This is a genomic window from Shouchella lonarensis, from assembly GCF_900096965.1.
Classification (GTDB): domain Bacteria; phylum Bacillota; class Bacilli; order Bacillales; family Bacillaceae_D; genus Shouchella; species Shouchella lonarensis.
The window spans coordinates 45,436-69,278 of the sequence record NZ_FMYM01000008.1 but is presented as its reverse complement, the minus strand read 5'-3'; the positions used below and the strand labels follow the sequence as shown (position 1 = coordinate 69,278).

Annotated in this window: 23 protein-coding genes; 2 read left to right on the top strand and 21 right to left on the bottom strand. The window is 45.7% G+C overall.

Translation table 11 applies throughout. The features are described 5' to 3' along the window. Nucleotides 1-4 precede the first annotated feature (4 nt). Nucleotides 5-3,571, bottom strand: coding sequence for a chromosome segregation protein SMC (gene smc, locus BLT29_RS09405; protein ID WP_090776073.1), 3,567 nt, complete (start codon nucleotides 3,569-3,571; stop codon nucleotides 5-7). Between the two features lie 110 nt (nucleotides 3,572-3,681). Between smc and BLT29_RS09400 the strand changes: the two genes are divergently transcribed. Then, complete coding sequence (locus BLT29_RS09400) at nucleotides 3,682-3,909, top strand: DUF1128 domain-containing protein (RefSeq protein ID WP_176763879.1); 228 nt, start codon at nucleotides 3,682-3,684, stop codon at nucleotides 3,907-3,909. 82 nt (nucleotides 3,910-3,991) lie between these two features. On the opposite strand, the gene rnc is transcribed toward BLT29_RS09400, so the two are convergent. The 12 genes from rnc to BLT29_RS09340 form a co-directional block, all read right to left on the bottom strand. Continuing rightward, the gene (gene rnc / locus BLT29_RS09395) at nucleotides 3,992-4,759 is read right to left on the bottom strand and encodes a ribonuclease III (protein WP_090776178.1); all 768 of its coding nucleotides are present in this window, start codon (nucleotides 4,757-4,759) and stop codon (nucleotides 3,992-3,994) included. Between the two features lie 213 nt (nucleotides 4,760-4,972). Next, on the bottom strand, nucleotides 4,973-5,206 hold the full coding sequence (gene acpP, locus BLT29_RS09390; protein ID WP_090776071.1) for an acyl carrier protein: 234 nt from the start codon (nucleotides 5,204-5,206) through the stop codon (nucleotides 4,973-4,975). Nucleotides 5,207-5,317: 111 nt separating this feature from the next. Beyond that, nucleotides 5,318-6,061: a 3-oxoacyl-[acyl-carrier-protein] reductase gene (fabG, locus tag BLT29_RS09385; protein ID WP_090776070.1), complete on the bottom strand. Its 744-nt coding sequence runs from the start codon at nucleotides 6,059-6,061 to the stop codon at nucleotides 5,318-5,320. A 14-nt stretch (nucleotides 6,062-6,075) separates the two neighbouring features. Next, nucleotides 6,076-7,014 carry an ACP S-malonyltransferase gene (fabD, locus tag BLT29_RS09380; RefSeq protein WP_090776069.1) on the bottom strand — a complete coding sequence of 313 codons (939 nt, stop codon included), beginning with the start codon at nucleotides 7,012-7,014 and terminating at the stop codon, nucleotides 6,076-6,078. A 9-nt stretch (nucleotides 7,015-7,023) separates the two neighbouring features. Beyond that, nucleotides 7,024-8,004: a phosphate acyltransferase PlsX gene (gene plsX, locus BLT29_RS09375; protein WP_090776068.1), complete on the bottom strand. Its 981-nt coding sequence runs from the start codon at nucleotides 8,002-8,004 to the stop codon at nucleotides 7,024-7,026. Next, the gene (gene fapR, locus BLT29_RS09370) at nucleotides 7,988-8,587 is read right to left on the bottom strand and encodes a transcription factor FapR (protein WP_090776067.1); all 600 of its coding nucleotides are present in this window, start codon (nucleotides 8,585-8,587) and stop codon (nucleotides 7,988-7,990) included. Before fapR ends, plsX begins: the two co-directional genes overlap by 17 nt. A 99-nt stretch (nucleotides 8,588-8,686) precedes the next feature. Continuing rightward, nucleotides 8,687-10,732 (bottom strand): ATP-dependent DNA helicase RecG, encoded by a 2,046-nt coding sequence (gene recG / locus BLT29_RS09365; RefSeq protein WP_090776066.1) that lies wholly within the window; start codon nucleotides 10,730-10,732, stop codon nucleotides 8,687-8,689. Next, entirely contained in the window at nucleotides 10,729-11,619 is an 891-nt protein-coding gene (sdaAA, locus tag BLT29_RS09360) for an L-serine ammonia-lyase, iron-sulfur-dependent, subunit alpha (RefSeq protein WP_090776177.1), read from the bottom strand. The genes recG and sdaAA overlap by 4 nt, the downstream gene beginning before the upstream one ends. 18 nt (nucleotides 11,620-11,637) lie before the next feature. Next, complete coding sequence (gene sdaAB / locus BLT29_RS09355; protein ID WP_090776065.1) at nucleotides 11,638-12,300, bottom strand: L-serine ammonia-lyase, iron-sulfur-dependent subunit beta; 663 nt, start codon at nucleotides 12,298-12,300, stop codon at nucleotides 11,638-11,640. A 78-nt stretch (nucleotides 12,301-12,378) separates the two neighbouring features. Beyond that, on the bottom strand, nucleotides 12,379-13,236 hold the full coding sequence (locus tag BLT29_RS09350; protein WP_090776064.1) for a DegV family protein: 858 nt from the start codon (nucleotides 13,234-13,236) through the stop codon (nucleotides 12,379-12,381). A 45-nt stretch (nucleotides 13,237-13,281) separates the two neighbouring features. Continuing rightward, nucleotides 13,282-14,970 (bottom strand): DAK2 domain-containing protein, encoded by a 1,689-nt coding sequence (locus BLT29_RS09345; protein ID WP_437182638.1) that lies wholly within the window; start codon nucleotides 14,968-14,970, stop codon nucleotides 13,282-13,284. 16 nt (nucleotides 14,971-14,986) lie between these two features. Further along, a complete protein-coding gene (locus BLT29_RS09340) occupies nucleotides 14,987-15,349 on the bottom strand; it encodes an Asp23/Gls24 family envelope stress response protein (RefSeq protein WP_090776063.1) in 363 nt (120 codons plus the stop codon). Nucleotides 15,350-15,598: 249 nt separating this feature from the next. Here BLT29_RS09340 and rpmB point away from each other — a divergent pair, with 249 nt between their 5' ends. Continuing rightward, nucleotides 15,599-15,793, top strand: a complete 195-nt coding sequence (gene rpmB, locus BLT29_RS09335; protein ID WP_090776062.1) for a 50S ribosomal protein L28 — start codon at nucleotides 15,599-15,601, stop codon at nucleotides 15,791-15,793. A 45-nt stretch (nucleotides 15,794-15,838) separates the two neighbouring features. Here the strand turns inward: rpmB and spoVM are convergent, their stop codons facing one another. The 8 genes from spoVM to fmt all read right to left on the bottom strand — a co-directional run bounded on the left by spoVM (nucleotide 15,839) and on the right by fmt (nucleotide 23,831). Beyond that, nucleotides 15,839-15,919 carry a stage V sporulation protein SpoVM gene (spoVM, locus tag BLT29_RS09330; protein ID WP_090776061.1) on the bottom strand — a complete coding sequence of 27 codons (81 nt, stop codon included), beginning with the start codon at nucleotides 15,917-15,919 and terminating at the stop codon, nucleotides 15,839-15,841. 203 nt (nucleotides 15,920-16,122) lie between these two features. Then, nucleotides 16,123-16,767, bottom strand: coding sequence for a ribulose-phosphate 3-epimerase (gene rpe, locus BLT29_RS09325; protein WP_090776060.1), 645 nt, complete (start codon nucleotides 16,765-16,767; stop codon nucleotides 16,123-16,125). Further along, nucleotides 16,764-17,651 carry a ribosome small subunit-dependent GTPase A gene (gene rsgA / locus BLT29_RS09320; protein WP_090776059.1) on the bottom strand — a complete coding sequence of 296 codons (888 nt, stop codon included), beginning with the start codon at nucleotides 17,649-17,651 and terminating at the stop codon, nucleotides 16,764-16,766. The genes rpe and rsgA overlap by 4 nt, the downstream gene beginning before the upstream one ends. 20 nt (nucleotides 17,652-17,671) lie before the next feature. Beyond that, on the bottom strand, nucleotides 17,672-19,711 hold the full coding sequence (gene pknB / locus BLT29_RS09315; RefSeq protein ID WP_090776058.1) for a Stk1 family PASTA domain-containing Ser/Thr kinase: 2,040 nt from the start codon (nucleotides 19,709-19,711) through the stop codon (nucleotides 17,672-17,674). Then, on the bottom strand, nucleotides 19,708-20,475 hold the full coding sequence (locus BLT29_RS09310; RefSeq protein WP_090776057.1) for a Stp1/IreP family PP2C-type Ser/Thr phosphatase: 768 nt from the start codon (nucleotides 20,473-20,475) through the stop codon (nucleotides 19,708-19,710). Before BLT29_RS09310 ends, pknB begins: the two co-directional genes overlap by 4 nt. Nucleotides 20,476-20,486: 11 nt before the next feature. After that, nucleotides 20,487-21,560 (bottom strand): dual-specificity RNA methyltransferase RlmN, encoded by a 1,074-nt coding sequence (rlmN, locus tag BLT29_RS09305; RefSeq protein ID WP_141769881.1) that lies wholly within the window; start codon nucleotides 21,558-21,560, stop codon nucleotides 20,487-20,489. Then, nucleotides 21,557-22,897, bottom strand: a complete 1,341-nt coding sequence (gene rsmB, locus BLT29_RS09300; RefSeq protein WP_090776175.1) for a 16S rRNA (cytosine(967)-C(5))-methyltransferase RsmB — start codon at nucleotides 22,895-22,897, stop codon at nucleotides 21,557-21,559. The genes rlmN and rsmB overlap by 4 nt, the downstream gene beginning before the upstream one ends. Next, entirely contained in the window at nucleotides 22,890-23,831 is a 942-nt protein-coding gene (fmt, locus tag BLT29_RS09295) for a methionyl-tRNA formyltransferase (RefSeq protein WP_090776055.1), read from the bottom strand. The genes rsmB and fmt overlap by 8 nt, the downstream gene beginning before the upstream one ends. Nucleotides 23,832-23,843: the final 12 nt, after the last annotated feature.

Genomic DNA, 23,843 nt, shown 5'->3' with positions numbered 1-23,843 from the left:
CCTCCTAGCTTTCTATGAATTGCGCCGTCTCTTCCAGTTTAACCGAAACAAGCCGCGATACACCAGACTCCTCCATTGTCACCCCATAGAGCACGTCCGCTTCTTCCATTGTTCCTTTTCGGTGCGTGATCACAATGAATTGATTTTCTTGCGCCAACGTATGCAAGTATTGCGCGAAACGACTGACATTCGCCTCATCAAGCGCTGCTTCTACCTCATCCAGTACACAAAACGGCACCGCACGCACCCGTAACATCGCAAATAATAACGCAATCGCCGTGAGCGCGCGCTCTCCGCCTGATAAGAGAGCAAGTAATTGCCGCTTTTTTCCCGGTGGACGCACCATAATCTCCACGCCGGTTTCCAGTAATTGTTGTGGTGCTGTCAACAGAAGATCGGCGTCGCCACCACCAAATAATTGTTTAAACACGTCTTGGAAGTGGCCACGAATCAACGCAAATGTTTCACTAAAGCGTCGTGTCATTTCTTCATCCATTTCTGCGATCGCTTTATCTAAAGACACGCGCGCTGCCTGTAAATCTTCTTGCTGCGCTGTAAGAAAGGACACACGTGCTTGGACCCGTTCATATTCCTCAATCGCCCCCGTATTCACTGGTCCAATTTCGTCAAGTGAGCGTTCCACAAGTGCGCGCTCTGTTCGGACTTCATCAATGTTACCACTCAGCGGATATGCTTCGACCGCTGCTTCATATGATAATTCATACGTTTGACTGAGTCGGTTTAAACGATAATCAAGGTCAACATCCAGACGGTTCACATGGACATCTAGTTTTTGACTCTCGGCTTGCAAACGCGCATAAACGGCTTGTTCCTCCTGAACAGCCTGCTCTAGCGCAGCATAGCGCTCATTTAAATCAATTCGTTTTGCCTCTAACGCTGTAACTTGTGCTGTCAATGTTTGTTTCTGTTGCGCGCCCGCAGCAATTTTCTGGGCGAGTGTCGTTTCTGATTCCGTTTGTGCGTCATGGTTCCGACCGTGCGAAGCATCCGCCTCTTCATTCACAGCTAACGCTTGCTCCACTTGCGCAAGTGACTCACGTACTTCCTCTATGTGCGTGTCAACATGGTGCAATTGTTGTTTGCATTCAGCTTGCTTAATACGCAACTCTGTTTGCTTCGCCTGCAACGTTTCTTTTGATTGTTGCTGCGTTGCCCGTTGCTTTTCGAGGGCAGCGATCTTATCTGTCACTGCTTGAATCTTTACAACTAGTTCCTGTTCGGAGTTGGCTAGTTGCTGTAGACGCTGTTGATCGGCACGCGCTTCTGTGTCTCGCTCTTCGTTTTGTCGATCAACACGCGCTTTTTCTTGTGTCAGCGCACGCACCTCTTCGCGTACACGTGCAAGATCATCCTCTTTTGCACGCCACGCTTGCTGCTTCGCTTCCTCTGTTCGTTTTAATTCTTGCAATGTTTGTTGGTGCTGTGCTTTTGCAGCTGCTCGCTGCTTCACTTGTTGCTCTAAACGCGTAATTTCTTGTTGCACCTGCTCATATTGTTGCTTTAATTCTTCCTGCTCACGCTTACGTTGCAAGATTGAAGACTGGTTTTGTTTCAAACTCCCACCGGTCATTGCACCACCCGGGCTCACCACTTCACCAGCGAGCGTAACGATACGAAACCGGTAACGGGCAACTTTTGCGAGTCGGTTTGCTGCTGGCAAATCCTCCGCAATCACCGTTGTCCCCAGTAAATGCTGCATTGCTTTTTCGTAAGTAACATCATACGTAATGAGTGCCGATGCCAGTCCGAGAAAACCATCTGTTTGCGCAAGCGCATGATGGACGTGCTCCGGCATCGTTTTACCTTGAACCGTTGCCAGTGGCAAAAAGGTCGCGCGTCCTAAACGGTTTTTCTTTAAAAAGTTGATTGCCGTCCGTGCCGAATGTTCATCTTGCACAACGATATGTTGCATTTGGGCGCCAAGCGCTACATCAATCGCTGTCTCAAACCGCTTCGACACACGCAAGCATTCTGCCACCGCACCAAAGACACCAGACAATCCCTTTTCCCGTTGTTTTAACACTTCTTTTACACCATGGAAAAATCCAGCGTGGGCATCTTCCAGTTCTTGCAACGCTTCTTGTCTTGCTTTTATTTTTTGCTCGGTGCCGTATGCCTCATACAACGTTGCTTCTTGTTTATAGAAACGGGTCCGCGCGGTTTCTTCCATTTCCAACGCATGCGCGGTTGCACCCTTGGCCGCTTCATATGCGGTCGCAAGCGCTGTATGTTCGTCTTCTAATACGCGCAACCGCGCTTGCAGCTTTTCGTGCTCAGCTTGTAACTTTTCCTGAGCTTCGGTCGTTCGGCGCGAACTACGGGTACGTTGATTTTGTTGCTCCGTTAAATAGCGTTTCTCATGACGCAATGATGCCTGCTCATTCAGCCGCTCAATATAGTCACTTTTCGCATCTTCAATTTGACGCTCAATATCTTTTTCTGTTAACGACAGCGCTTGTTTTACTTCATGCAAAGTGGATGCCATTTCTTGAAGCTGATCCTGTAGTTGTTTACGATCCGCAAGTAATTTAGCAAGTTTTTCTTTCAACTGCTGAATGTGCTGCCTTTGTGTCGCCATCGTGGCGCGCAATTGCTCGCCACTTTGCTCAGCATGCTTTTTTCTCTCTACCAGCACATTCCTCAGACCTTCATTTTTTTCGAGTGCTTCACTCACCGTAAGCAATTCATTTTGCGTCTCTCGCCACTGCGTTTGTAACGCTTCATGTTCATCGCGATACTTGCGCAATGTTTGTTCTGATTCTGCCAATGTTACTTGTCGCACGTCCAGTTGTCCTTTTATTGCCGACAACTGCGCAGATGCTTGCGTCCAATCGGTATGTAATTCCCCCATTTCATGCGCGAGAATTTGAATATCAAGCGCGCGATACGTATCACTCAAATGAATATACTCTTTCGCGATGGCCGCTTGCTCTTCTAATGGCTGCACTTGCTCATTTAATTCTATTAACACATCCGTCACACGCAACAAATTTTCCTCAGTTTGTGTTAATCGCTTCAACGCTTCTTTCTTTCGTGTTTTATATGTCAACACGCCGGCAGCCTCTTCAAAAATGACGCGCCGATCTTCTGGCTTACTACTTAAGAGTTCTTCAACTTTCCCTTGACCGATGATCGAGTACGCTTCACGACCGAGTCCTGAATCTAAAAACAAATCCGTAATATCTTTCAAGCGACACGGCTGCCGGTTTAGCAAGTATTCGCTCTCACCCGAACGGTACAAACGCCTAGTGACACTGACTTCATGATACGGGAGCGGTAAACGGCCTTCATCATTGTTTAATACTAACGTCACTTCTGCGACATTGACCGCTTTTCTCGTATCACTACCAGCAAAAATGACGTCTTGCATGCGCGCACCTCGTAACGACCGTACGCTCTGTTCTCCTAGTACCCAGCGAATCGCATCGGCAATATTACTTTTTCCACTCCCGTTCGGACCGACAACCGCCGTCAGACCCGGTGTAAATTCAATCGTCATTGCTGCAGCAAAAGATTTAAATCCCTTTACTTCCAATTGCTTGAGGAACATACACTCCTCCTCACTTTCTCTCCACTTCCAAAACTCACACATTTTTTTGTTGGACCCTGTCTCATTTCATGTTATCGTATAAGTATTGTCCGACAGGGGAGATGAGACATTTGACACAATTATATACCGTCGAAGAAGTTGATGCGATGTTGACAGATATTAAAAAGAAGCTAAATATCGTCAATGCCAGCGTCATTAAGGCTGATGCTGTCAGCACTGCGCGCCACGACGACTTGCGAGATTTACATGCACACATTATGAGACAACCGTCTTTTTCCATCCATGAGTTAGATGAGATTGTCCAAGAACTAGGTCAATTGAGAGGTACATCAAATTAATGACCTGAAAAAAGGAAGCGTGCGATCGCCTCCTTTTTTATTTCTCCTCAAATTTTTTGGCGCATTTCTTTCTATAGGCGTGCTAGCGTAGATGTTTTTTTAACTGAGCAAGCGCCTCTTTTGCCGCAAATTGTTCTGATTCTTTTTTGGAGCGACCTGAACCCGTTCCAATCGCCTCTTCATTCAAACGAACTTCAGAAACAAACTCCCGGTCATGGGCGGGACCACGTTCGTGGATAATGACATATTGTAGCTTCCCACGGTTATCTTGTTGAATAAGCTCTTGTAGCTGACTTTTAAAATCTACCTTTGTGTGAAAAGCACCTTCTTTAATCTTAGGATACATCGTCTGTGTCAAAAACGAGAACACCGCTTCTAATCCTTGATCAATGTATAGTGCCCCAACAAAAGCTTCAAATACATCCGCTAAAAGCGCTGGTCTTGTACGTCCACCTGTAACTTCTTCTCCTTTTCCTAGTAAGACAAGTTGACCAAATTGTAGCTCCTCTGCAAATTGAGCTAATGAGGGCTCACACACAATTGATGCCCGCAATTTAGTCATATCGCCTTCGCTCATACTCGGATAGGTTCTATATAAATATTGCGATACAGCTAATTCTAACACTGCATCACCTAGAAACTCTAACCGCTCGTTATTATAAGAAGATATTCGGTGCTCATTCACATAGGAAGAATGGGTAAATGCTTGAATGAGCACTGATTCTTGTTTAAATGTCAGTCCAAGGTGATCGAGTAAATTTGTAAATAATACTTTTTGCTGCTTATCTAAAATGATTCGCCTTGGATTTAATGTCTTTGCTCTCCTTTGAAACTTTTCAGATTGGCCCATTATATCACCCCCTACATTGTTTTGTGCACAACAAACAAATTCTCTATTAATTGTATCAAAACCTTTTCTTTTATGAAACATTAAAACCCGCCTCATTAATAAGGCGGACACGCTCCCAGCGTAAAGAAATCAGTCACCAGAGATCAGAGGTAGTGGTATTGAAGAACTTCCCCCACCCCGACTTCTGGTTTCTGGTCTAGAATCTCTGGATGATTACTTGTTGCGCTCTATGTAATCCACAACATCTGCAACTGTAGCAATCTTTTCTGCGTCTTCATCAGCAATTTCCAGCTCAAACTCGTCCTCAAGCCCCATGACAAGCTCAACAACATCAAGTGAGTCCGCTTCTAAATCTTCTTTGAAAGAAGCTTCAAGTTTCACTTCTGATTCTTCTACATTAAGATGTTCAACAACGATTTTTTTTACCCGCTCTAATGTATCTGACACAACATTCACCCCCTTTCAAAGTAACAACCAAAAGCATTGTAACATACTAGACCGGAATACAGAAGTCAGAAGTTAAAACCCTCTTCACTATAAACTTCCTTTGACCTCCGATTACGGCATCACCATGCCACCATCCACGTGAATTGTTTGTCCTGTCATATACGATGCATCTTCGCTTGCCAAGAAACGGACAACACGCGCAACATCTTCTGGTTCTCCCAATGTTCCAAGGGGAATTTGTGCTTGCAATTGTGTCTGAATGTCTTCCCCAAGGCTATCTGTCATCTCTGTTGTAATAAAACCCGGCGCAACAGCATTGACACGAATATTGCGGGCGGCAAGTTCCCGTGCCAGCGATTTCGTTAAACCAATGACACCTGCTTTCGCCGCAACATAGTTTGCCTGTCCAGCATTCCCCATGACACCCACAACGGAAGCAACGTTAATAATGCGACCAGAGCGTTGCTTCATCATCGACCGACTCACTGCTTTCGCGCAATGAAAGACCCCTTTTAAATTGATGTCCAATACCTCATCCCACTCTTGTTCTTTCATACGCATGAGCAAATTGTCCCGTGTAATCCCTGCATTATTGACGAGAATATCAATTTTACCGAATTGTGCTAATGTATCTTTAATCATCGCTGTCACTTGTTCGCTTTGTGACACATCCGCTTGATAAGCAACAGCCTCTCTTCCTAAAGCTTGAATCTCAGCTACCACTTCAGCTGCACGTGCCTCGCTGCCAGCATAGTTTACAACAACATTTGCTCCTGCCTTTGCTAATTCGAATGCAATGGCCTTACCAATCCCCCGCGATGCACCGGTGACAATCGCCGTTTGATTTTCCAACATGCTTTTCACTCCTTTTAAGAGGATAATGCTTCCATTGTTTTTGTAAACGAAGCTTTGTCTTGTACGGAAAATGCGTTCATACTGCGGTCGATTTTGCGGACAAGACCGGTAAGCACGTTTCCTGGACCAATTTCAATAAACGTATCCACCCCAAGGGCAATCATCCGTCGAATACTTTCCTCAAATCGAACTGGGGAATAAATTTGTTCCACCAATTGCGTGCGGACAACTTCTGGTAATGTCACCACGTCGGCACTAACATTTGAGATTAGCGGGGTACGTAATGTTGCTACATCTGTTTCTGCCAATACTTGCGCAAATTTTTCTGCGGCAGGTTTCATTAATGATGAATGAAACGGCCCACTCACTGCCAGCGGCATCACCCGGCGTGCCCCCGCTTCCTTCGCCTTCTCACCTGCTGCTTCCACTGCTGCTTTCGTCCCGGAAATGACAATTTGACCCGGACAATTCAAGTTAGCAAGCTCAACAACTTCATTCCCATTTGACACTTGTGCCACGATCGACTCAAGTGTTGCTTGTTCTAGTCCTAATACTGCGGCCATTGTCCCGCGACCGTTTGGTACAGACTGCTCCATCAATTTGCCACGCTCGTGCACAAGTCGCACGGTATCTTGAAAAGAAACTGCTTCACTCGCAAATAACGCACTATATTCTCCTAAACTATGACCGGCAACGTAATCAGCCCGAATGCCAGCGGATTGGAACAGTGACAACACTGCCGCACTCATTGTTACGAGTGCCGGCTGAGCGTAGGCTGTACGCTTTAAATCTTCTTCCGGCCCATCAAGTATCATTGCTGACAAAGACAAACCTAGTATTTCATCTGCTTGATGCAATAAATTTTGTGCTTCTGCTTCCGTTGCAAACAGTTCCTGTCCCATTCCTACTTTTTGTGCCCCTTGTCCAGGGAACAAAAACGCTCGTTTCGTCATGGTATCACCTTATTCTGGTAAATTTTCACGAATGACTTGTACAACTTGTTGTTCAACCATTAGCTGCGCTTGGCGAATGGCGTGAAACAACGCTTGTGCATCTGAAGAGCCGTGCGCTTTAATGACGGGTGCCTTTAATCCGAATAAACCAGCCCCGCCGTACTCAGCATAATCTAATTTTGCTTTGATTTCCTTGAAGTGAGGTTTTAATACCCCGGCTGCAAGTTTGGCTGACCACGTGCTCGTTAACTGTTGCTTTAAAATCGCAAAGATCATCTTTGCGGTGCCTTCAATTGACTTTAAAACAAGGTTGCCAGAAAATCCGTCACATACAACGACATCACACACCCCGTCAAGCAAATCACGTGCCTCCACGTTGCCAACGAAATGTAAATCACTGTTTTCTAGCAAGGAAAAGGCTACTTTCGTTAGCTCTGTTCCTTTACCTGCTTCTGAACCAACGTTGAGCAAACCAATTCGCGGCTTAGCAACATCGCGCACACGTTTCATATACGCATCACCAATAATGGCATATTGTAACAAATGCTCCGGCTTGGCATCCATATTGGCACCAACATCCAAAAGTAAAAATCCTTTTCCATCCTGTGTCGGCAACATCGGCGATAATGCTGGACGGTCAATCCCTTTCAGTCTTCCAACATAAAGTAACCCTGCGGTCATCAACGCGCCTGTATTGCCCGAAGAAATACATGCATCTGCACGCCCTTCTTTCACCTCTTGGACAGCAAGCACCATTGATGCTTGCTTCTTACGTCGGACAGCCGTCGTCGGCTTGTCTGTATCTTCAATTTGCTCATCTGTATGTACAATGGTGATTCGCGTTTCATCACGTAAATGAGCACGGATCGCCGTTTCATCTCCAATCAATGTCACTTGTAGTGACGGAAATGCGGCAATCGCTTGTTCTGCTGCAGCGACATGCGCACGAGGCGCATGGTCGCCACCCATAGCATCAATCACGAGTCTCATCATCGTTCCCCCCTTCTTCTTCAGGTGACGATACCGTCCCACGATACATGAAAAACTCACCTTTAAACACAATCTCTTGCTGCACGCGACTGGTCACCGTCACAAGTGTGCGCCCTTGATCATCCACACAAGCAATCGCTTTGGCAATGACACGCGACCCTTCTTTCACTGGCGTTGTAAAATGGATGTGCGCTTTTGCCGTTAAAGCGAGCGCCTCATTCATGAGCGCTACAGCGAGGGAGTTCGCTTGCGCAAATAAATGATGCCCACGCGCAATCCCGCTACGCGCAAATACATGCTCCTTGCCAACATCAAAAATGGAGATCGCATGTTCATCTAATTGCAAGTCGACAATCTCCCCAAATACTTCGTCTGGGTGTAAGGCAATAACTGTATCCCGTTTTCGAATCGCTTCGTCTTTAATGCGTTCGCGTAATTCAGGTATATTTTGTTCGAGTCGGTCAAGCCGAATCGTTTGAATGCTCACCGAGAAATAAGCCGCTAATTCCTCATCGGTCATAAAAGGATTTTGCGCTAACGTTTCTACAAGTTTTTTTTGGCGTAGTTGCTTTTTTTGTCTCATCCTCATATCACCCGTCCGATGACCCTTCTCTTGCTTTTAACAAATAATGTGACTAGGTACTAAGACTAGTATATAATGATTGGTCACCCGTGGCAAGCGTTAGTCTAGTTTTGTTTCAGTAAAAACCCCTTCTTCCGTTAAGAGGTTTAACAATTCCTTATAAGCTTCATCTTCATATAGCGCACCTGTTGAGACAATCTCTGCGGCATCCTGACGCGCGACTTCCAATGTCCGATAATCATGCGTCACATCAGCAAGTTTAAAATCTGGCAGACCACTTTGTTTTGCGCCAAAAAAATCACCTGGTCCACGAATAGCTAAATCCTTCTCTGCCAATTCAAAGCCATCATTTGTTTCGGTCATCATTCGCATCCGTTCTTTCCCTACTTCTGTTTTTGGCGCAGCAAGTAAGACACACGTCGATTTCGCTTCTCCACGCCCAACGCGTCCGCGTAACTGGTGTAATTGTGACAACCCGAATCGGTCGGCATCATAAATGACCATCACTGTCGCATTCGGTACGTTCACGCCAACTTCAACGACCGTCGTCGACACGAGTATTTGGACTTCATTTTTTACGAATGCATCCATCACTTCTTCTTTTTCAAATGCCGCCAAACGTCCATGCATGAGTCCAACTTCAAAGTTAGGCGCAAAATGCTGGACAAGCTGCGTATGAAGATCCATCGCGTTTTGCACGTCTAGCTGCTCTGATTCTTCAATGAGTGGACAAATGACATATGCCTGCTCGCCTTGGCGCAACGCTTTCTCCATAAATCCGAGCACTCGTGGTAAAAGATCGGGCTGCAGCCAATATGTATCAATTGGCTTTCGTCCTGCAGGGAGCTCTGCCAAAACCGAGACGTCCATATCACCAAACGCTGTAATTGCAAGCGTGCGTGGGATCGGGGTCGCGGTCATAAACAACATATCCGCATGTACGCCTTTTTCTCTTAGCAACCGCCGCTGGGCGACACCGAACCGATGTTGCTCATCAATGACAACAAAGCGAAGTGAGTGAAATGAAACCGTTTCTTGAATGAGTGCATGTGTCCCAACAACAATTGCTGCCTCGCCTGACTCGATCTTCGCTAAGGCTGCTCGTCGGCGCTTTGCCGTAAGAGAACCTACAAGCAACACGACTTCAAGTCCAAATGGAGCAAACCAGGTTTGCAACGACGCACTATGTTGCTCTGCTAAAATCTCTGTTGGCACCATTAACGCACTTTGGTTTCCTGTATTGGCAACCGCAAACATACATGCGGCAGCGACAACTGTTTTCCCAGAACCAACATCGCCCTGTAATAGCCTGTTCATTCGATAAGGCGCACGTAAATCTGCGAACACGTCTTTCAACGCTTGTTGTTGCCCCTCTGTCAAAGTAAACGAAAGCGAATGAAGGAACTTATCCGTTGCTGTTGGCACAATCGTTAGTGATGCACCTTCCTCTGCCTGACGTTGCCGCGCTTTCGCCACATGCATTTTCAGCTGAAACAGCAAAAATTCTTCATAGACATAGCGACGTCGTGCTTGCCGGACAGCTTCTGGGCTTTCTGGCACATGTAGTAATTCAATCGTTTTACGCTTGTCGATGAGGCGATATTTTTCTCGCAATGTGAATGGCAATGGCTCAACAATGTGCTCACCAAATTGTGTTAAAGCGTTTACCATCCATTTGTGCAACACTTTACTCGTCAATTTCCCGGCACCATAATAAACAGATGACATCTCCTCATCACGCTGACTCAACCCCAGTTGCAATTCACTTGCTGTCAAAGCCAAACGATGCTGATCCCACTTCCCTGTCACTGTCACTGCACTACCGATCGTCAGTTTACTTTTTAAAAACGCGCGGTTAAATAGTGTAACGGATATAAGGACATCCTCTGTCAACATCCGAAATGTCAACCGGTTTTTCTTACGTCCATAATAGCGGATCGACGGTGTATCTTGAATGACACCCTCCATTGTTACACGTGCATCATGCCGAGCTTCGGTAACGCTTTTTCGTTCATAGTCCTCGTAACGAAAGGGAAAGTATGCAAGCAAATGAGCGATAGACGTCACGCCTAACGCTGCCAATTGTTTTGCGCTCTCCTCCCCAACCCCTTTCACCTCTGTTACAGGTACGTTTGCAAGATTCAAGGAGAAGTCGGTGTCTTTGTACCAAATACTTTTGCTTCCAGCGCGCGACCGGTCGGGGTTGCCGCAAGTCCGCCTTCACCTGTTTCTCGTAATGTCTCTGGCATTGTTTGTCCAATCCGATACATCGCTGCGATCACTTCATCACACGGGATCCGGCTTGTAATACCGGCTAACGCCATATCCGCAGCAGTGATCGCAAGCGATGCGCCTGCTGCATTCCGCTTGACACACGGCACTTCCACTAAGCCAGCAACCGGATCGCAAACGAGACCGAGCATATTTTTTAGTGCGATGGCCATTGCCTCCGCTGATTGTTGGGGTGTGCCACCTGCTAATTCAACGAGTGCTGCAGCAGCCATCCCTGTCGCTGAGCCGACTTCTGCTTGGCAGCCACCTGCTGCACCTGAGATTGAGGCGTTGTTGGCGATCACAAACCCAAACGCGCCACTTGTAAAAAGAAATGCCAGCTTTTGTTCTTCCGTTGGGCGTAATTTTTCTTCAACACCAAACAACACACCTGGCACAACGCCTGCTGATCCCGCTGTCGGTGTTGCGCAAATTGTCCCCATCGCTGCATTCACTTCGTTCGTTGCCATTGCCCGAGCAACTGCTCCAAGCGTCACCTCACTTCCAATTGCGTTGCCTTCCGCAATGTATGCCATCAGTTTCTTCCCGTCGCCACCTGTCAGACCAGAAACAGATTCAACATCTTCTGTAATACCGCGCTGCGCAGCTTTTTCCATCGTCTCTAAGTTCACACGCATCCGTTCCATAATCACTTCACGGGCTAACCCTGTTACATCCATTTCTTGTGTGATCATCACTTCAGAAATCGGTTTCCCTGTTGATTCAGCTACTTCCACGAGCGCTGCGACACTTTTAAACATGACCATTCTTCACACCTCCTACTCATGAATTTTTGACACGTGCAAAATATGCGGTAACGTCTGTAATTCTTGAAGTAAAGGCGCATCCACATTTTGATCGACTTCCATGACCATCAACGCCTCTTCCCCTTTTTCTTTACGCGATACTTCCATGTGACCAATATTGACGGCATGTTTCGCTAATACATTGCTCACCGCCGCAATGGCACCGTAACGATCTTGATGCACAACTAAAATTGCAGGATGATTCCCTGATAGTCGCAACGCGAAACCATTCAACTCAATAATTTCAATCTTGCCCCCACCAATTGAGATCCCAACAAGTTCAAGCTGCTTTTCATCTGAGTGAAGTCGAATCCGTACTGTATTCGGGTGCGCTGTCAATGTATCTTCTTTATGGATACGTACATCTAATTGTGCTTGTTTTGCATGAAAAAATGCGTCACGAATGCGTTCGTCATTTGTTTCATAATCGAGTAATCCCCCAATAACAGCCACATCTGTGCCATGCCCACGATATGTCTTTGCAAAAGACCCGTAAAAATAAATACCTGCCGACTGTGGCGTCTCAGCAAACAATGTTCTGGCAACTTTGCCAATCCGTACAGCCCCAGCTGTATGTGAACTTGATGGTCCGATCATGACTGGACCAATGATATCAAAAACTGTGCGGAACTTCATTTGGCTCCCTCCTTGCCTCGGAAATCTCATTCCTAATAAAAAGGTTGCCATACTCGTCTCGTGCGGCAACCTTTTTTATTACGTTTTTGCATGCATCATTGATAACGACACTGTGCCTGGTCCGACATGCGCACCGATAACCGCGCCGATATTTGTAATAACAATCGATTCGACATTAAACTGCTGCCGAACCTTTTCAGCTAATTCATTTGCTAACGGTTCATTTTGTGCATGAGAAATCCCGACAGATACATATGCCTGCTTATATTGTGCTTCCAACAACGAAAGCATACGTACGACCGCTTTTTTCTGTCCACGCACTTTTTCGTGAGGATAAACTTCTCCTGCCTCATTTAACGATAAAATCGGTTTCATTTTTAATAAAGAACCTAGAAGTGCTGCTGCTTTACCGATTCGCCCATTTTTTTGCAGAAATTCCAACGTATCAACCATAAAGTATACCGTCGCATCGTGAAGCATTTCGTCTAGCCGCGCGAGACACGCCTCATTGCTTTCTCCTGCTGCCGCTCGCTTCGCTACTTCTACCACAATCAAACCAATTGCATACGATGCCCGCTTCGTATCGCATACATGCACATCGATCTCGCCAGCAACCTCTTTTTTTGCAATCGTCGCTGCCTGCACTGTGCCGCTCATCTTTGAAGACAGATGTAGTGAAATAATATGATCCGCCCCATCTTCTTTTAAAGAACGATATAAATCCTCAAATTGCTGTGGCGAAGGTTGCGATGTCCGTGGCATCACGTCACTGTCCGTTAGTTTTGCGTAAAAATCATTTGCGAGCAACGTTACGCCATCTTCGTATTGTTCCTCACCAAAATGAACATTCAACGGAATGACCGTAATCCCGTATTGATCAATCAATTCCCTTGGAATGTCAGCTGTACTATCTGTCACAATTTTTATTGTTCCCATTGGATTCCCCTCCTTTACCAAACACAGGTCACAAATGCCATTTTGTTATTCCACAGAAAAGATATACGAGTAAAGTGGTTGTCCACCTTCAACAACATCCATTTCCACTTCAGGGAATGTCTCTTCAACAAATGCGACAATTGCTTCTGTGTCTTCTGTCTTCGCGTCAGCACCGGAAATCACTGTTAACATCTCGCTATCGTCATCAATCATTGCCAGCAACAACGATTTGGTGCTCGTCATTAACGCTTTGCTTGATGAGACGATCTTTTTATTAAAAATCCCCATGAAATCGCCTTTTTCGATCTTCTGCTCGTCAATATACGTGTCACGAACTGCATACGTTAATTCTCCTGTTTTGACTTCTGCAAGTGCTGCTTTCATCCCTTCAGCATTTTCTGCAAGGGTTTTCGCAGGATTAAAAGCGAGCAACGCTGCCAAGCCTTGTGGGACCGTTTTCGTGGGCACCACAGCAACGTCTACATCGGACATTTCAGCAGCTTGCTCAGCAGCCATGACGATATTCCCATTGTTCGGTAACACGAGTACGTGATGGGCATGGGCACGCTTGATCGCTTCGACAATATCCTCCGTACTTGGATTCATCGTTTGTCCACCGGCGATCACCTCACTTGCACCCAATCCTTTAAACAACTTTTCAATCCCTTCTCCCATGGAGACAGTCACAATGGCAAGCTCTGCCAATGGTTTTTGTTCTGGTTGATGCGTTGGCGCCGCATGATCCTCTGTCCCACGCGAGACAAGGTTCTCGTGTTGGGCGCGCATGTTTTCAATTTTCACTTGCACTAACGGTCCGTACGATTGTGCTGCAGTGATCACTTCACCTGGATACTCCGCGTGAATATGCACTTTCAATAGATCATCATCGGAAACAACGAGCAAAGAATCACCGATTTTGCTCAACTCGGTCCGAAAGGCTTCTTCGTCATATGGAGAACTAGTGAGCTTTTCTTCATCAAACTTCACCATCACTTCTGTGCAATAACCAAATTCAATCTCTTCTGTGGCAATATGACTATGCGCGTTTTGCATATGATGATGCTCGATTTTAATTAAATCACTCATATCTGGCTCACTCACTGTCATTTCTGTCCGTTCGCCTGTGAGCGCTTGTAAAAAACCACCGTAAATATAGACAAGTCCTTGTCCACCAGAATCAACAACACCTACTTCTTTTAAAACAGGTAGCAGTTCCGGTGTTCTCTTTAAGGACTTCTCTGCTGCTTGAATGAGCGACTTCATAAATGGGACAAACGCGGTCTCTTTTTTAGCGACTTGCTGTGCATGTTTTGCAGTATCTTTTGCAACGGTCAAAATCGTTCCTTCAACTGGTTTCATGACCGCTTGATATGCTGTTTGGACACCTGCATCAATCGCCTCGGCAAACTGCTTTGTTGTCAATTCTTCGCTACCCTTTACGGACTGTGAAAATCCACGAAATAACTGTGACAAAATGACACCAGAATTGCCACGTGCGCCCATAAGCAACCCTTTAGCAAACGCACCTGCAACACTTCCGACATCTGCTTTCATATGCATTTGCACTTCTTTGACACCTGATGTCATCGTTAAGTTCATATTTGTTCCGGTATCTCCATCAGGCACTGGAAAAACATTTAATGAATCAACCACATCTACACGATCCGCTAGAGACTTCCCCCCTTCAACAAACATCAATGCAAGCGCCTTGCCATCTAACTTCCTAGTCACAATACTGCCCCCTTCATTCCTATAGGTTCGTTACCCGAACCCCTTGTACGAAAATGTTGACCGAGTCAACGGTAAGACCAATCATTTTTTCAAGGTTATACTTCACCTTTGTCTGCACATTATGTGCCACCTCGGAAATTTTCGTACCATAACTAACAATGATGTACATATCGATGTGGAGTTCATCTCCTTCTTCTCGTATAATCACCCCACGTCGAAAATTCTCTTTTCCAAGCAAATCACTTAAACCATCTTTAATTTGCTTTTGCGAAGCCATTCCTACGATACCGTAACAATCGGTTGCTGCACCTCCAGCAATCGTCGCAATCACATCGTGTGCAACATCTACGTTACCAAGCGCTGTTTTTAATTCAATCGTCATGGTTTGTCCTCCTTAAGGTATCATAAAATGCACATACGTATTGTCATTTTACTATACTGTCATTTATTTTACAAAGGCATTTTTCTATCCTTTCCATATCGAGCACTACAAAACATGGCAAATAGTCACAAAAATCGAGATAAAACCAGATGAGACGCACCTTTTTTTATCATTGCTTTCTTACGGCGCATGTGCTAAGATGTTTGAGTGACTGAAGTCTGGAAACAGATGATGAAGGAGGTGGCTCACATGGCCCGTGAATGTTATCTTACAGGACGTACATCACGTTCAGGCAACAAGCGCTCACATGCGATGAATAAAACAAAGCGTCGTTGGGGTGTGAACGTACAAAAAGTCCGTATTTTAGTTGATGGTAAGCCTAAACGTGTATACGTTTCTGCTCGTGCATTAAAAAAACTTGGTAAAAATATTGAGCGCGTATAAATTGCGCAAAAATCACCGTGAAAATCGCTCACGGTGATTTTTGTCTCATCCTTTTTTAAATGAGCCGAGCATGACCCGCACGAACCCCCCTAAAAATTTAGGCAACTTGATCGTGTAGAATTTCATAGCTCCTCCTCCTCAAGCAAAACTGACACGCCTAAAGCTTTTTGATGCGAGTACACGCTTATAAAAACGAACACCACGCCTTTATGATCAAAGGTGCAGTCCCTCGACGTGTCCACCCATTATTACTAACTAGCGTATGCGCAAGAAAAGAAAAAGAGACCTGTTTTCCTTAACATTTGGTCTCTCCATATTATTGTCCACTTTTAACCTCGAATGTGCCGAATCGCTTTTGCCCAATCGCTCGTTTTTAAGATCGCTGACCCTGCCACAAGTACATCTGCACCTGCCTCACGACAAAGACGACCTGTGTCTACATCGACACCACCATCAACTTGAATCTCAACTTTTAATTGATGCTCATCAATGAATTGACGTAATCTCGCAATATTTTTTAATGTAGATGAAATAAACGTTTGCCCACCGTATCCAGGATTCACCGTCATTTGTAGCACGAGGTCTACTTCTGATAATACTGGCTCCACAAGCGCCGCTGGTGTCGCTGGGTTTAACACAACCCCTGCCTTCATTCCTGCATCCTTAATCGCCGTAATTGTTCGATGTAAGTGCACTTCCGCTTCTACATGTACACTCAGTAAGTCAGCACCCGCTTGCTGAAATGCAGCAATTTGATTGCTTGGCTTCTCGACCATTAAATGCACATCAATAGGCAACGACGTCAACGGACGGATCGCTTCAACCATTTGTGCCCCGAATGTAACCGGCGGCACAAAATGCCCATCCATGACATCCACATGAATCCAATCCGCACCCGCCTTCTCTAAAGATGTCACACACTCGCCCATACGTGAAAAGTCTGCTGCTAAAATTGAAGGTGCAATTTTTGTCATCGTGAATATCTCCTTTTCTGCTTACGAATCTCTTCTAAAAATTGTAGATAGTGCTTATAACGCGTCTCGGCAATCTCATCATTCGCCACTGCTTGTTTCACCGCACAAGCCGGTTCTTTGTCATGTAAACAACCATGATATTTACAGCCATCCATACGGGATACAAATTCTGGAAAGTAAAACCGCACATCCTCAACTGCAACCGCTGTAAAGTCAAGAGAGCTAAATCCTGGTGTATCAGCAATCCATCCAGAAAATAGCGGCAACAATTCCACATGCCTTGTCGTATGGCGACCGCGTCCTAAGTGGGTAGAGATTTTGTTCGTTTCTAATTGCAACGACGGTGAGAGAACGTTCAGTAATGACGATTTTCCTACCCCAGATTGCCCTGCCAACACGGAAATACGGTTCGCTAAATAAGGACATAAATCATTGACTGCAACACGATCTTTTGCCGATGTGAACAATACTTGATAGCCGATTTCTCGATACACTTCCATCTGCTCTGCGATATGTTTACGCGCGGATGGTTCCAACAAGTCTATCTTCGTCACAACAATGAGTGTATCAATCTCCTGTATTGCTATATGAATGAGCAATTTATCTAACAAAAATAACTGCAAATCTGGTTCACGCGCCGAAAAAACGAGTATCGCTTGGTCAATATTGGCAACTGGGGGACGGCTCAACTCGTTTTTACGTGCTTTTAGCGCCATAATATAACCTTCTGTTTCATTTTCGGCTTCGTATATCACTTGATCCCCAACAAGTGGGGTTTGCTTCTTTTCTCGAAACAAACCGCGCGCCCGACATTGGACATACCTCTCGCCATCTTGAACATAATAGAACCCGGCTAATGCTTTTACAATGACACCGCTAGCCATATTGTTTCCCCCATATTTCTCTATTCTTTGTACTCTCGTACGACCGATTGTCTCGCCAACTCACCATCAATATATACAGCAAACGAGCCTTTGTAGCTTGGGCTCACACGTAGCGGAATTTCAAACGTTTTTGTCTCATCTATCGTTTCTTCCACAACCACTTTCTCATCCCCTTGTGACGTTGCATCTTGACTGACAATACGAACGTCAAATGTGCGCCCTTCTGACCGATGTGCTTCAGACACTTCAACGGTTTGCTTCACTAAATAAACCATGCTTGGTTCAGCATCATCGCCCGCCTCACCAGGATTTTCACGCTCAGGCGCCTCTGCCTCGTCTTTCGGCAAATTCGGTTGGTCACTGTTGCTTGATTCCTTTCCAGTTGAAAAAACAACATTGACATTATCACCTTTTTGTAACGTACTTCTTGGATCAGGTGATTGTCTAATCACCCCTCCTGCCGCCACACGATCATCTGGTTCATGCGTGAAACGCCCCCGTAACCCAACATCATCCAAATACTTTTGTACATCTTCTTCTGACCAACCTGTTAAGTCATCTAAACGAACAGCGGTTGGGACGCTATATGTGAGAACAATCGTTGTTTCTGCTGGGATTACTTTTGTTCCCGGCGCTGGATTTTGTGATAGAACTGTATTCTCTTTTTGGTCGTCATACTCTTGTGCAATTGTCTCGACCTTCATCCCTAACTGTTCAATTAAGCGGGTTGCTTGAGACACGCTCAAATCTTTATAGTCATCAAGAGACAGCTCATCTTGTGGGGCACTAACAAACAATGTGACTGTCGATCCTTCTTTTACTAACCGATCAGCAACTGGATTTTGTTTCACCACATGGTTAGGATCGACCTCATCACTTGCCATATACTCACTTTCTACTTTCAACTTTAACGACTCAAGCTTCTCAGTTGCTTCTTCTAACGGCATATTGGTAACGTCTGCTACCCGAACTTCTCCTACTGCTAACAACGATGGGAGGACAGTCAGTGCCAAAATGAATGCCGTGAATACTAAAGCAAGTAATCCAGCAACAATCCACGGCCACTTGCGGCGCTTCTTTTTTGTTTTTTTGCCGGATGACGTTTTTTCTGATTCACCACCTGACGTTACTTCTCTTGCTGCTTCATCTTTTTGATCCTCTGTCACAACCGGTAACACACGCGTAGCCTGATCATCTTTGTCAGTTGACGGCTCATTAGCATAGCTCATGATCGGCGCAACGTCAGGCGATAATGCCACGTCACAAGCAGCAATCATTTCTGTCGCTGAATGATAGCGTTGATCAGGATCTTTATTTGTTGCTTTTTGAATCATTTTCTCAACGCTTTGTGGGATTGTTGGCACAAGCTCTCGCACAGAAGGTAACTCGTTTTGCAAATGTTTAATGGCAATCGACACGGCCGTGTCACCCGAAAAAGGAATTTCCCCTGTCACCATTTCAAATAAAACAATACCAAGAGAATACAAATCCGATCGGCATGTAATATGCCCCCCACGTGCTTGTTCCGGTGATAAATAATGGACCGAGCCCATCACAGCATTTGTATGCGTAATTGTCGCAGAATCAATCGCCCGCGCAATCCCGAAGTCTGTCACTTTTGCAATCCCATCTTCACTGATCAAAATATTTTGCGGCTTCACGTCTCGATGAACAATTTGCATCGTATGAGCGTGGTGGATTCCTTGCAACATTTGTTTAAAGTAATCAAGGGCAACGGGAATTGGCAGCGGTCCCTCCTCCGCAATGACTTGCTTGAGTGTCCGGCCTTTCACATATTCCATCACGATATAATATAAATGGTCTTCTTCACCAACGTCATACACATTGACAACATTAGGATGGGCCAAGCTTGTCGCCGCTTCCGCTTCACGTCGAAAACGACGGATGAATTGCTCATCCTCAGAAAATTGGGGCTGTAACACTTTCACCGCGACGTGACGATCTAAAATGACGTCCAGCGCCATATACACATTCGCCATGCCACCCCCGCCAATATTTTCTAAAACAACATAACGTCCACCAATTCGTTCACCAATCATGACGAATCACCTGTATTTTCCCGCTCTTCATAACGAACGAGGGCAAGAGAAATATTGTCCTCACCACCACGTTCATTTGCGCGTGCAATCAGTGCAGCTGCAATATCAGATAAATGACTTGTGCGGGCACGCTCAAGCGCCTCTTGTAGTTCTAATTGGGTCACTTTATTGGATAGCCCATCTGAGCACAACAGTAATAGCAATACACCATCAGTTGTTAATGTAAAACAATCCACATCGACATCTGTATCCGTTCCTAATGCCCGGAGAATCACATGCCTGCGAGGGTGGTGATCTGCCTCTTCAGCTGAAATTTGCCCACTTCGAACGAGTTCAGCTACAAGTGAATGGTCATTCGTTTGTTGCATAAGCCCTTCTGTTCGATAAACATAGGCACGGCTATCACCGACATGAGCAATCGTAATATAATCATTGGTGCAGACAGCTGCAATCGCCGTTGTTCCCATCCCTTCACAGTCAGGGTGTGCTTTTGCATAATCTAAAATTGTTTGGTTTGCTGCAGAAAACTGGGCTGTTAACCATGCTTCTACTTCAGCTGCAGGTAAAGGCGCTTCTATTTGCTGCCATGCTTCATCTAATGTTTCAATCATCAATCGACTGGCTACATCACCAGCAGCATGCCCCCCCATCCCATCAGCCACAACCGCAAGTACACCTGCATCCGTTGTAAAAATACCGCCGTTATCTTCATTATGTGTCCGCACTTGACCAACATCTGTCAAAAACGCTGTACGCTCAATCACAATCGCTCACCTCATTTACTCGTTTCTTCCTTCCGTTCCTTCGCCCGTAACTGCCCGCAAGCAGCATCAATATCATGACCTTGCTCACGACGAATGGTCACATTCACCCCCCGTGCCTTTAGCGCCTTTTCAAAAGCAAAAATTTGCTCTCGTGGCGTTCGTACATAATCACGCTCAACAACATCATTTACCGGGATTAAGTTGACATGGCATTTGATGCCTTCAATTAATGTTGCCAATTCTTCTGCGTGTTCTTTTTGGTCATTTACACCACCAAATAGTCCGTATTCGAACGAAACCCGTCGACCCGTCTTTTCAACATAATAACGAATGGCTTCCATCAACTTTTCTACTGGCCATGCCCTATTAATCGGCATGAGTTTGCCGCGAATGTCATTATTAGGCGCGTGTAAAGAAACCGCAAAATTAATTTGTAAACCCTCATCAGCAAATTTATAAATTTTAGGGACAACACCACTCGTTGACACTGTAATATGGCGCGCGCCAATATTTAATCCTTTTTCGTGATTCACTGTCCGTAAAAATGGCATGAGCGCGTCGTAATTGTCAAACGGTTCACCAATGCCCATGATGACAATGGAAGAGACGCGTTTCTCGTCTTCATCTAGTGCCCGTTGCGCTTCAACTACTTGGGCAGTGATTTCACCTGCTTGTAAATGACGCTTTAATCCCCCGAGCGTTGACGCACAAAACGTACAACCTAACCGACAACCAACTTGCGTCGTCACACAGACACTATAACCGTAGTCATGCTTCATCAATACAGTTTCAATTGAATAGCCATCATGTAACTCAAATAAAAATTTGATCGTTCCATCTTGTGATACTTGCTTCATAATCGTTTTTAACGTAACAAACATAAAGGTATTCGACAACTTTTCTCGTAATCCTTTAGAAAGATTGGTCATCTCGGCAAAAGATTGCACGCGCTTCACGTATAGCCAATCAAAAATTTGACCCGCACGAAAAGCAGGCTCGTTTTGCGCTTGTAACCAGTCCTTTAACTGTGCAAATTCTAGTGACTGAATTGCCACCTCTTCTTGTTGCTTCGCTTTACTCATCATATACTCCTCGTTAAGCATGTCATAAAAAATCCATCAGTACCAAAGTCTTGCGGCAAAATCGTCAGCCCGAGTGGCGTACAACGTCCCTTTTCCTGCAATACTGCCGGCAATCGCTCCTTCATCGTCTCATCGACTTTAAACCCCGGGTGGTCAGATAAAAATTTGGCCACGACTGCTTCATTTTCTTCTTGTTCAATCGTGCATGTACTGTATACAAGCTTTCCCCCAGGGGCTAACGCCAGCGCAGCAGCACGGAGTATTTCTTGCTGTACAGTGGCAATCGCTTTTACATCCGCTTCTTGCTTCCGGAAACGAATGTCGGGTTTCCGTCTAATGACGCCAAAACCAGTACACGGGGCATCTATTAAAATCCGGTCATACAATGGCTCGCTCTTCACCTCTCGCGCATCTTGCGCCACTGGATAGACGTTTGTCAGTCCAAGTCGAGCTGCTTGTTCAGCAATCAACTTGACTTTATGAGGGTGCAAATCGTATGCATCAACCGTACCTGTCCCGTTCAACTGCTCAGCAATATGTGTCGTTTTCCCGCCGGGAGCTGCACATGTATCAAGCACACGCATATTCGGACCGATATCTAACAAATGGGTCACAAGCATGGCACTCTCATCTTGCGCTGTAAATAACCCTTTCTGATATGACTGCGTAGAAAATGGCTGACCTGAAGTCATTTCAAGCGCTTCAGGCAATAAGCGCCCGTGCACAGCCGTCACCCCTTCTGACGCAAGAGATGCGATTACTTCGTCTGCATTTGTCTTACATACATTGACACGCACCGTCACACGCGGCGGTTTGTTGTTTGCCTCTGCCATGTTTACCGCTGTATCAAATCCATATTGCGCCACCCACCTAGCGAGCAGCCACTTCGGATGACTCGTTTCAATCGCTGCTTTTTCAAGTGGATCAGCAATTGTTTGCACGGACGGTACACCTTGACGCTGAACAGAACGAAGCACACCATTGACAAACCCACGAATGCCCTTATGCCCACGTTTCCCAGCAATCGTCACCGCTTCATGGATAATGGCGCGGTCCGGCACCCGGTCTAAATACACCATTTGATAAACCGACAAGTGCAGAAGCAACCGCACCCATTCCTCCAGCTTCTTACTCTTCTTTAAAAAAGGGGCCAAATAATAGTCAAGCGTCATACGTCTCGCCATCGTTCCATAAACAATTTCCGTCAACAAACGGCTATCTCGTCCACTCAACCGTTGTTTTTTCAACATATCGTTTAATGACAAGTGGCTAAACGCTTCGTCCTGTGCTACTTTTAATAGAACGTCTAGTGCTGCTTCCCTTACAGTCAGTTTACCCATCTTCTCCACCTAAGTACGCACCTTTCGTTAAACCGTGGTTGCTTTGTAAAAATTGCTGCACTGCCATCGCCTTTTTCCCTTCAGGCTGAACCATCGTCAATCGCAGTGTTGTGTGCTCTCCGCAAGCAACGTCAATGCCTGTTGCATCGATCTGCACGATCTCTCCTGGCTGGCTTTCTTCAGGCGGCGCTTCTCCTACTTGTGACGCCCAAATTTTCATGCGCTTCCCAGCCACTGTTGTATATGCAACCGGCCACGGTCTCATCCCACGCACTTGATTGGCTAAAGCGGTCGCATCCTTCGACCAATTGATTCTTTCTTGCTCGCGCCGAATATTTGGCGCAAATGTCGCTTGCGCGTGATCTTGTGGCTGGCGATTGACCGTGCCTGCTTCAATCTTACCCATCGTCTCCAGCAATAGATCTGCGCCAAGTACGCTTAGTTTATTGTGCATACTTTCCACATCATCATCCATCTCAATTGGTATCGCTCGCTGTGACAACATATCACCTGCATCAAGCGTTTCTGTCATATACATAATCGTAATGCCGGTTTCCTGTTCTCCATCAATAATGGCTTGGTGAATTGGCGCACCACCACGGTATTTCGGTAGTAATGACGCATGTACGTTAATACAGCCATAACGAGGCGCGTCCAATACCGCCTTAGGGACAATTTGACCATACGCAGCGGTCACAATTAAATCCGGTTCCAGTTGTAAAATCGCCTCATAGTCCGTGCGAATGCGCGCTGGTTGTAGAACAGGAATTTCATGCGCCCGTGCAGCCAACTTCACCGGAGGCGGGGTTAATTGCCGCTTCCGACCAACTGGTCGATCCGGCTGTGTCACGACCGCACATACATCAAACTGATCCACTAACCTTTCTAAAATAGGCACCGAAAAGGCCGGTGTTCCCATAAATATGATCTTCATACGATCCAACCC

What these genes read in the sequence shown, in the direction of transcription:
- fabD (WP_090776069.1), bottom strand. Translation starts at nt 7,014, where the DNA reads ATGACGAAACGAGCGTTTTTGTTCCCTGGACAAGGGGCACAAAAAGTA.
- plsX (WP_090776068.1), bottom strand. Translation starts at nt 8,004, where the DNA reads ATGAGACTCGTGATTGATGCTATGGGTGGCGACCATGCGCCTCGTGCG.
- BLT29_RS09350 (WP_090776064.1), bottom strand. Translation starts at nt 13,236, where the DNA reads ATGGGAACAATAAAAATTGTGACAGATAGTACAGCTGACATTCCAAGG.
- pknB (WP_090776058.1), bottom strand. Translation starts at nt 19,711, where the DNA reads ATGATTGGTGAACGAATTGGTGGACGTTATGTTGTTTTAGAAAATATT.
- rsgA (WP_090776059.1), bottom strand. Translation starts at nt 17,651, where the DNA reads ATGGCTAGCGGTGTCATTGTAAAAGCATTAGCCGGGTTCTATTATGTT.
- rnc (WP_090776178.1), bottom strand. Translation starts at nt 4,759, where the DNA reads ATGGGCCAATCTGAAAAGTTTCAAAGGAGAGCAAAGACATTAAATCCA.
- rlmN (WP_141769881.1), bottom strand. Translation starts at nt 21,560, where the DNA reads ATGATGAGTAAAGCGAAGCAACAAGAAGAGGTGGCAATTCAGTCACTA.
- fapR (WP_090776067.1), bottom strand. Translation starts at nt 8,587, where the DNA reads ATGAGACAAAAAAAGCAACTACGCCAAAAAAAACTTGTAGAAACGTTA.
- rpe (WP_090776060.1), bottom strand. Translation starts at nt 16,767, where the DNA reads ATGACAAAAATTGCACCTTCAATTTTAGCAGCAGACTTTTCACGTATG.
- sdaAB (WP_090776065.1), bottom strand. Translation starts at nt 12,300, where the DNA reads ATGAAGTTCCGCACAGTTTTTGATATCATTGGTCCAGTCATGATCGGA.
- smc (WP_090776073.1), bottom strand. Translation starts at nt 3,571, where the DNA reads ATGTTCCTCAAGCAATTGGAAGTAAAGGGATTTAAATCTTTTGCTGCA.
- rsmB (WP_090776175.1), bottom strand. Translation starts at nt 22,897, where the DNA reads ATGGGTAAACTGACTGTAAGGGAAGCAGCACTAGACGTTCTATTAAAA.
- spoVM (WP_090776061.1), bottom strand. Translation starts at nt 15,919, where the DNA reads ATGAAATTCTACACGATCAAGTTGCCTAAATTTTTAGGGGGGTTCGTG.
- sdaAA (WP_090776177.1), bottom strand. Translation starts at nt 11,619, where the DNA reads ATGTTTAAAAGTGTCGCAGCGCTCGTGGAAGTAGCTGAATCAACAGGG.
- BLT29_RS09340 (WP_090776063.1), bottom strand. Translation starts at nt 15,349, where the DNA reads ATGACGATTGAATTAAAAACAGCGCTTGGTAACGTAGATGTTGCACAC.
- fabG (WP_090776070.1), bottom strand. Translation starts at nt 6,061, where the DNA reads ATGTTGGAAAATCAAACGGCGATTGTCACCGGTGCATCGCGGGGGATT.
- rpmB (WP_090776062.1), top strand. Translation starts at nt 15,599, where the DNA reads ATGGCCCGTGAATGTTATCTTACAGGACGTACATCACGTTCAGGCAAC.
- fmt (WP_090776055.1), bottom strand. Translation starts at nt 23,831, where the DNA reads ATGAAGATCATATTTATGGGAACACCGGCCTTTTCGGTGCCTATTTTA.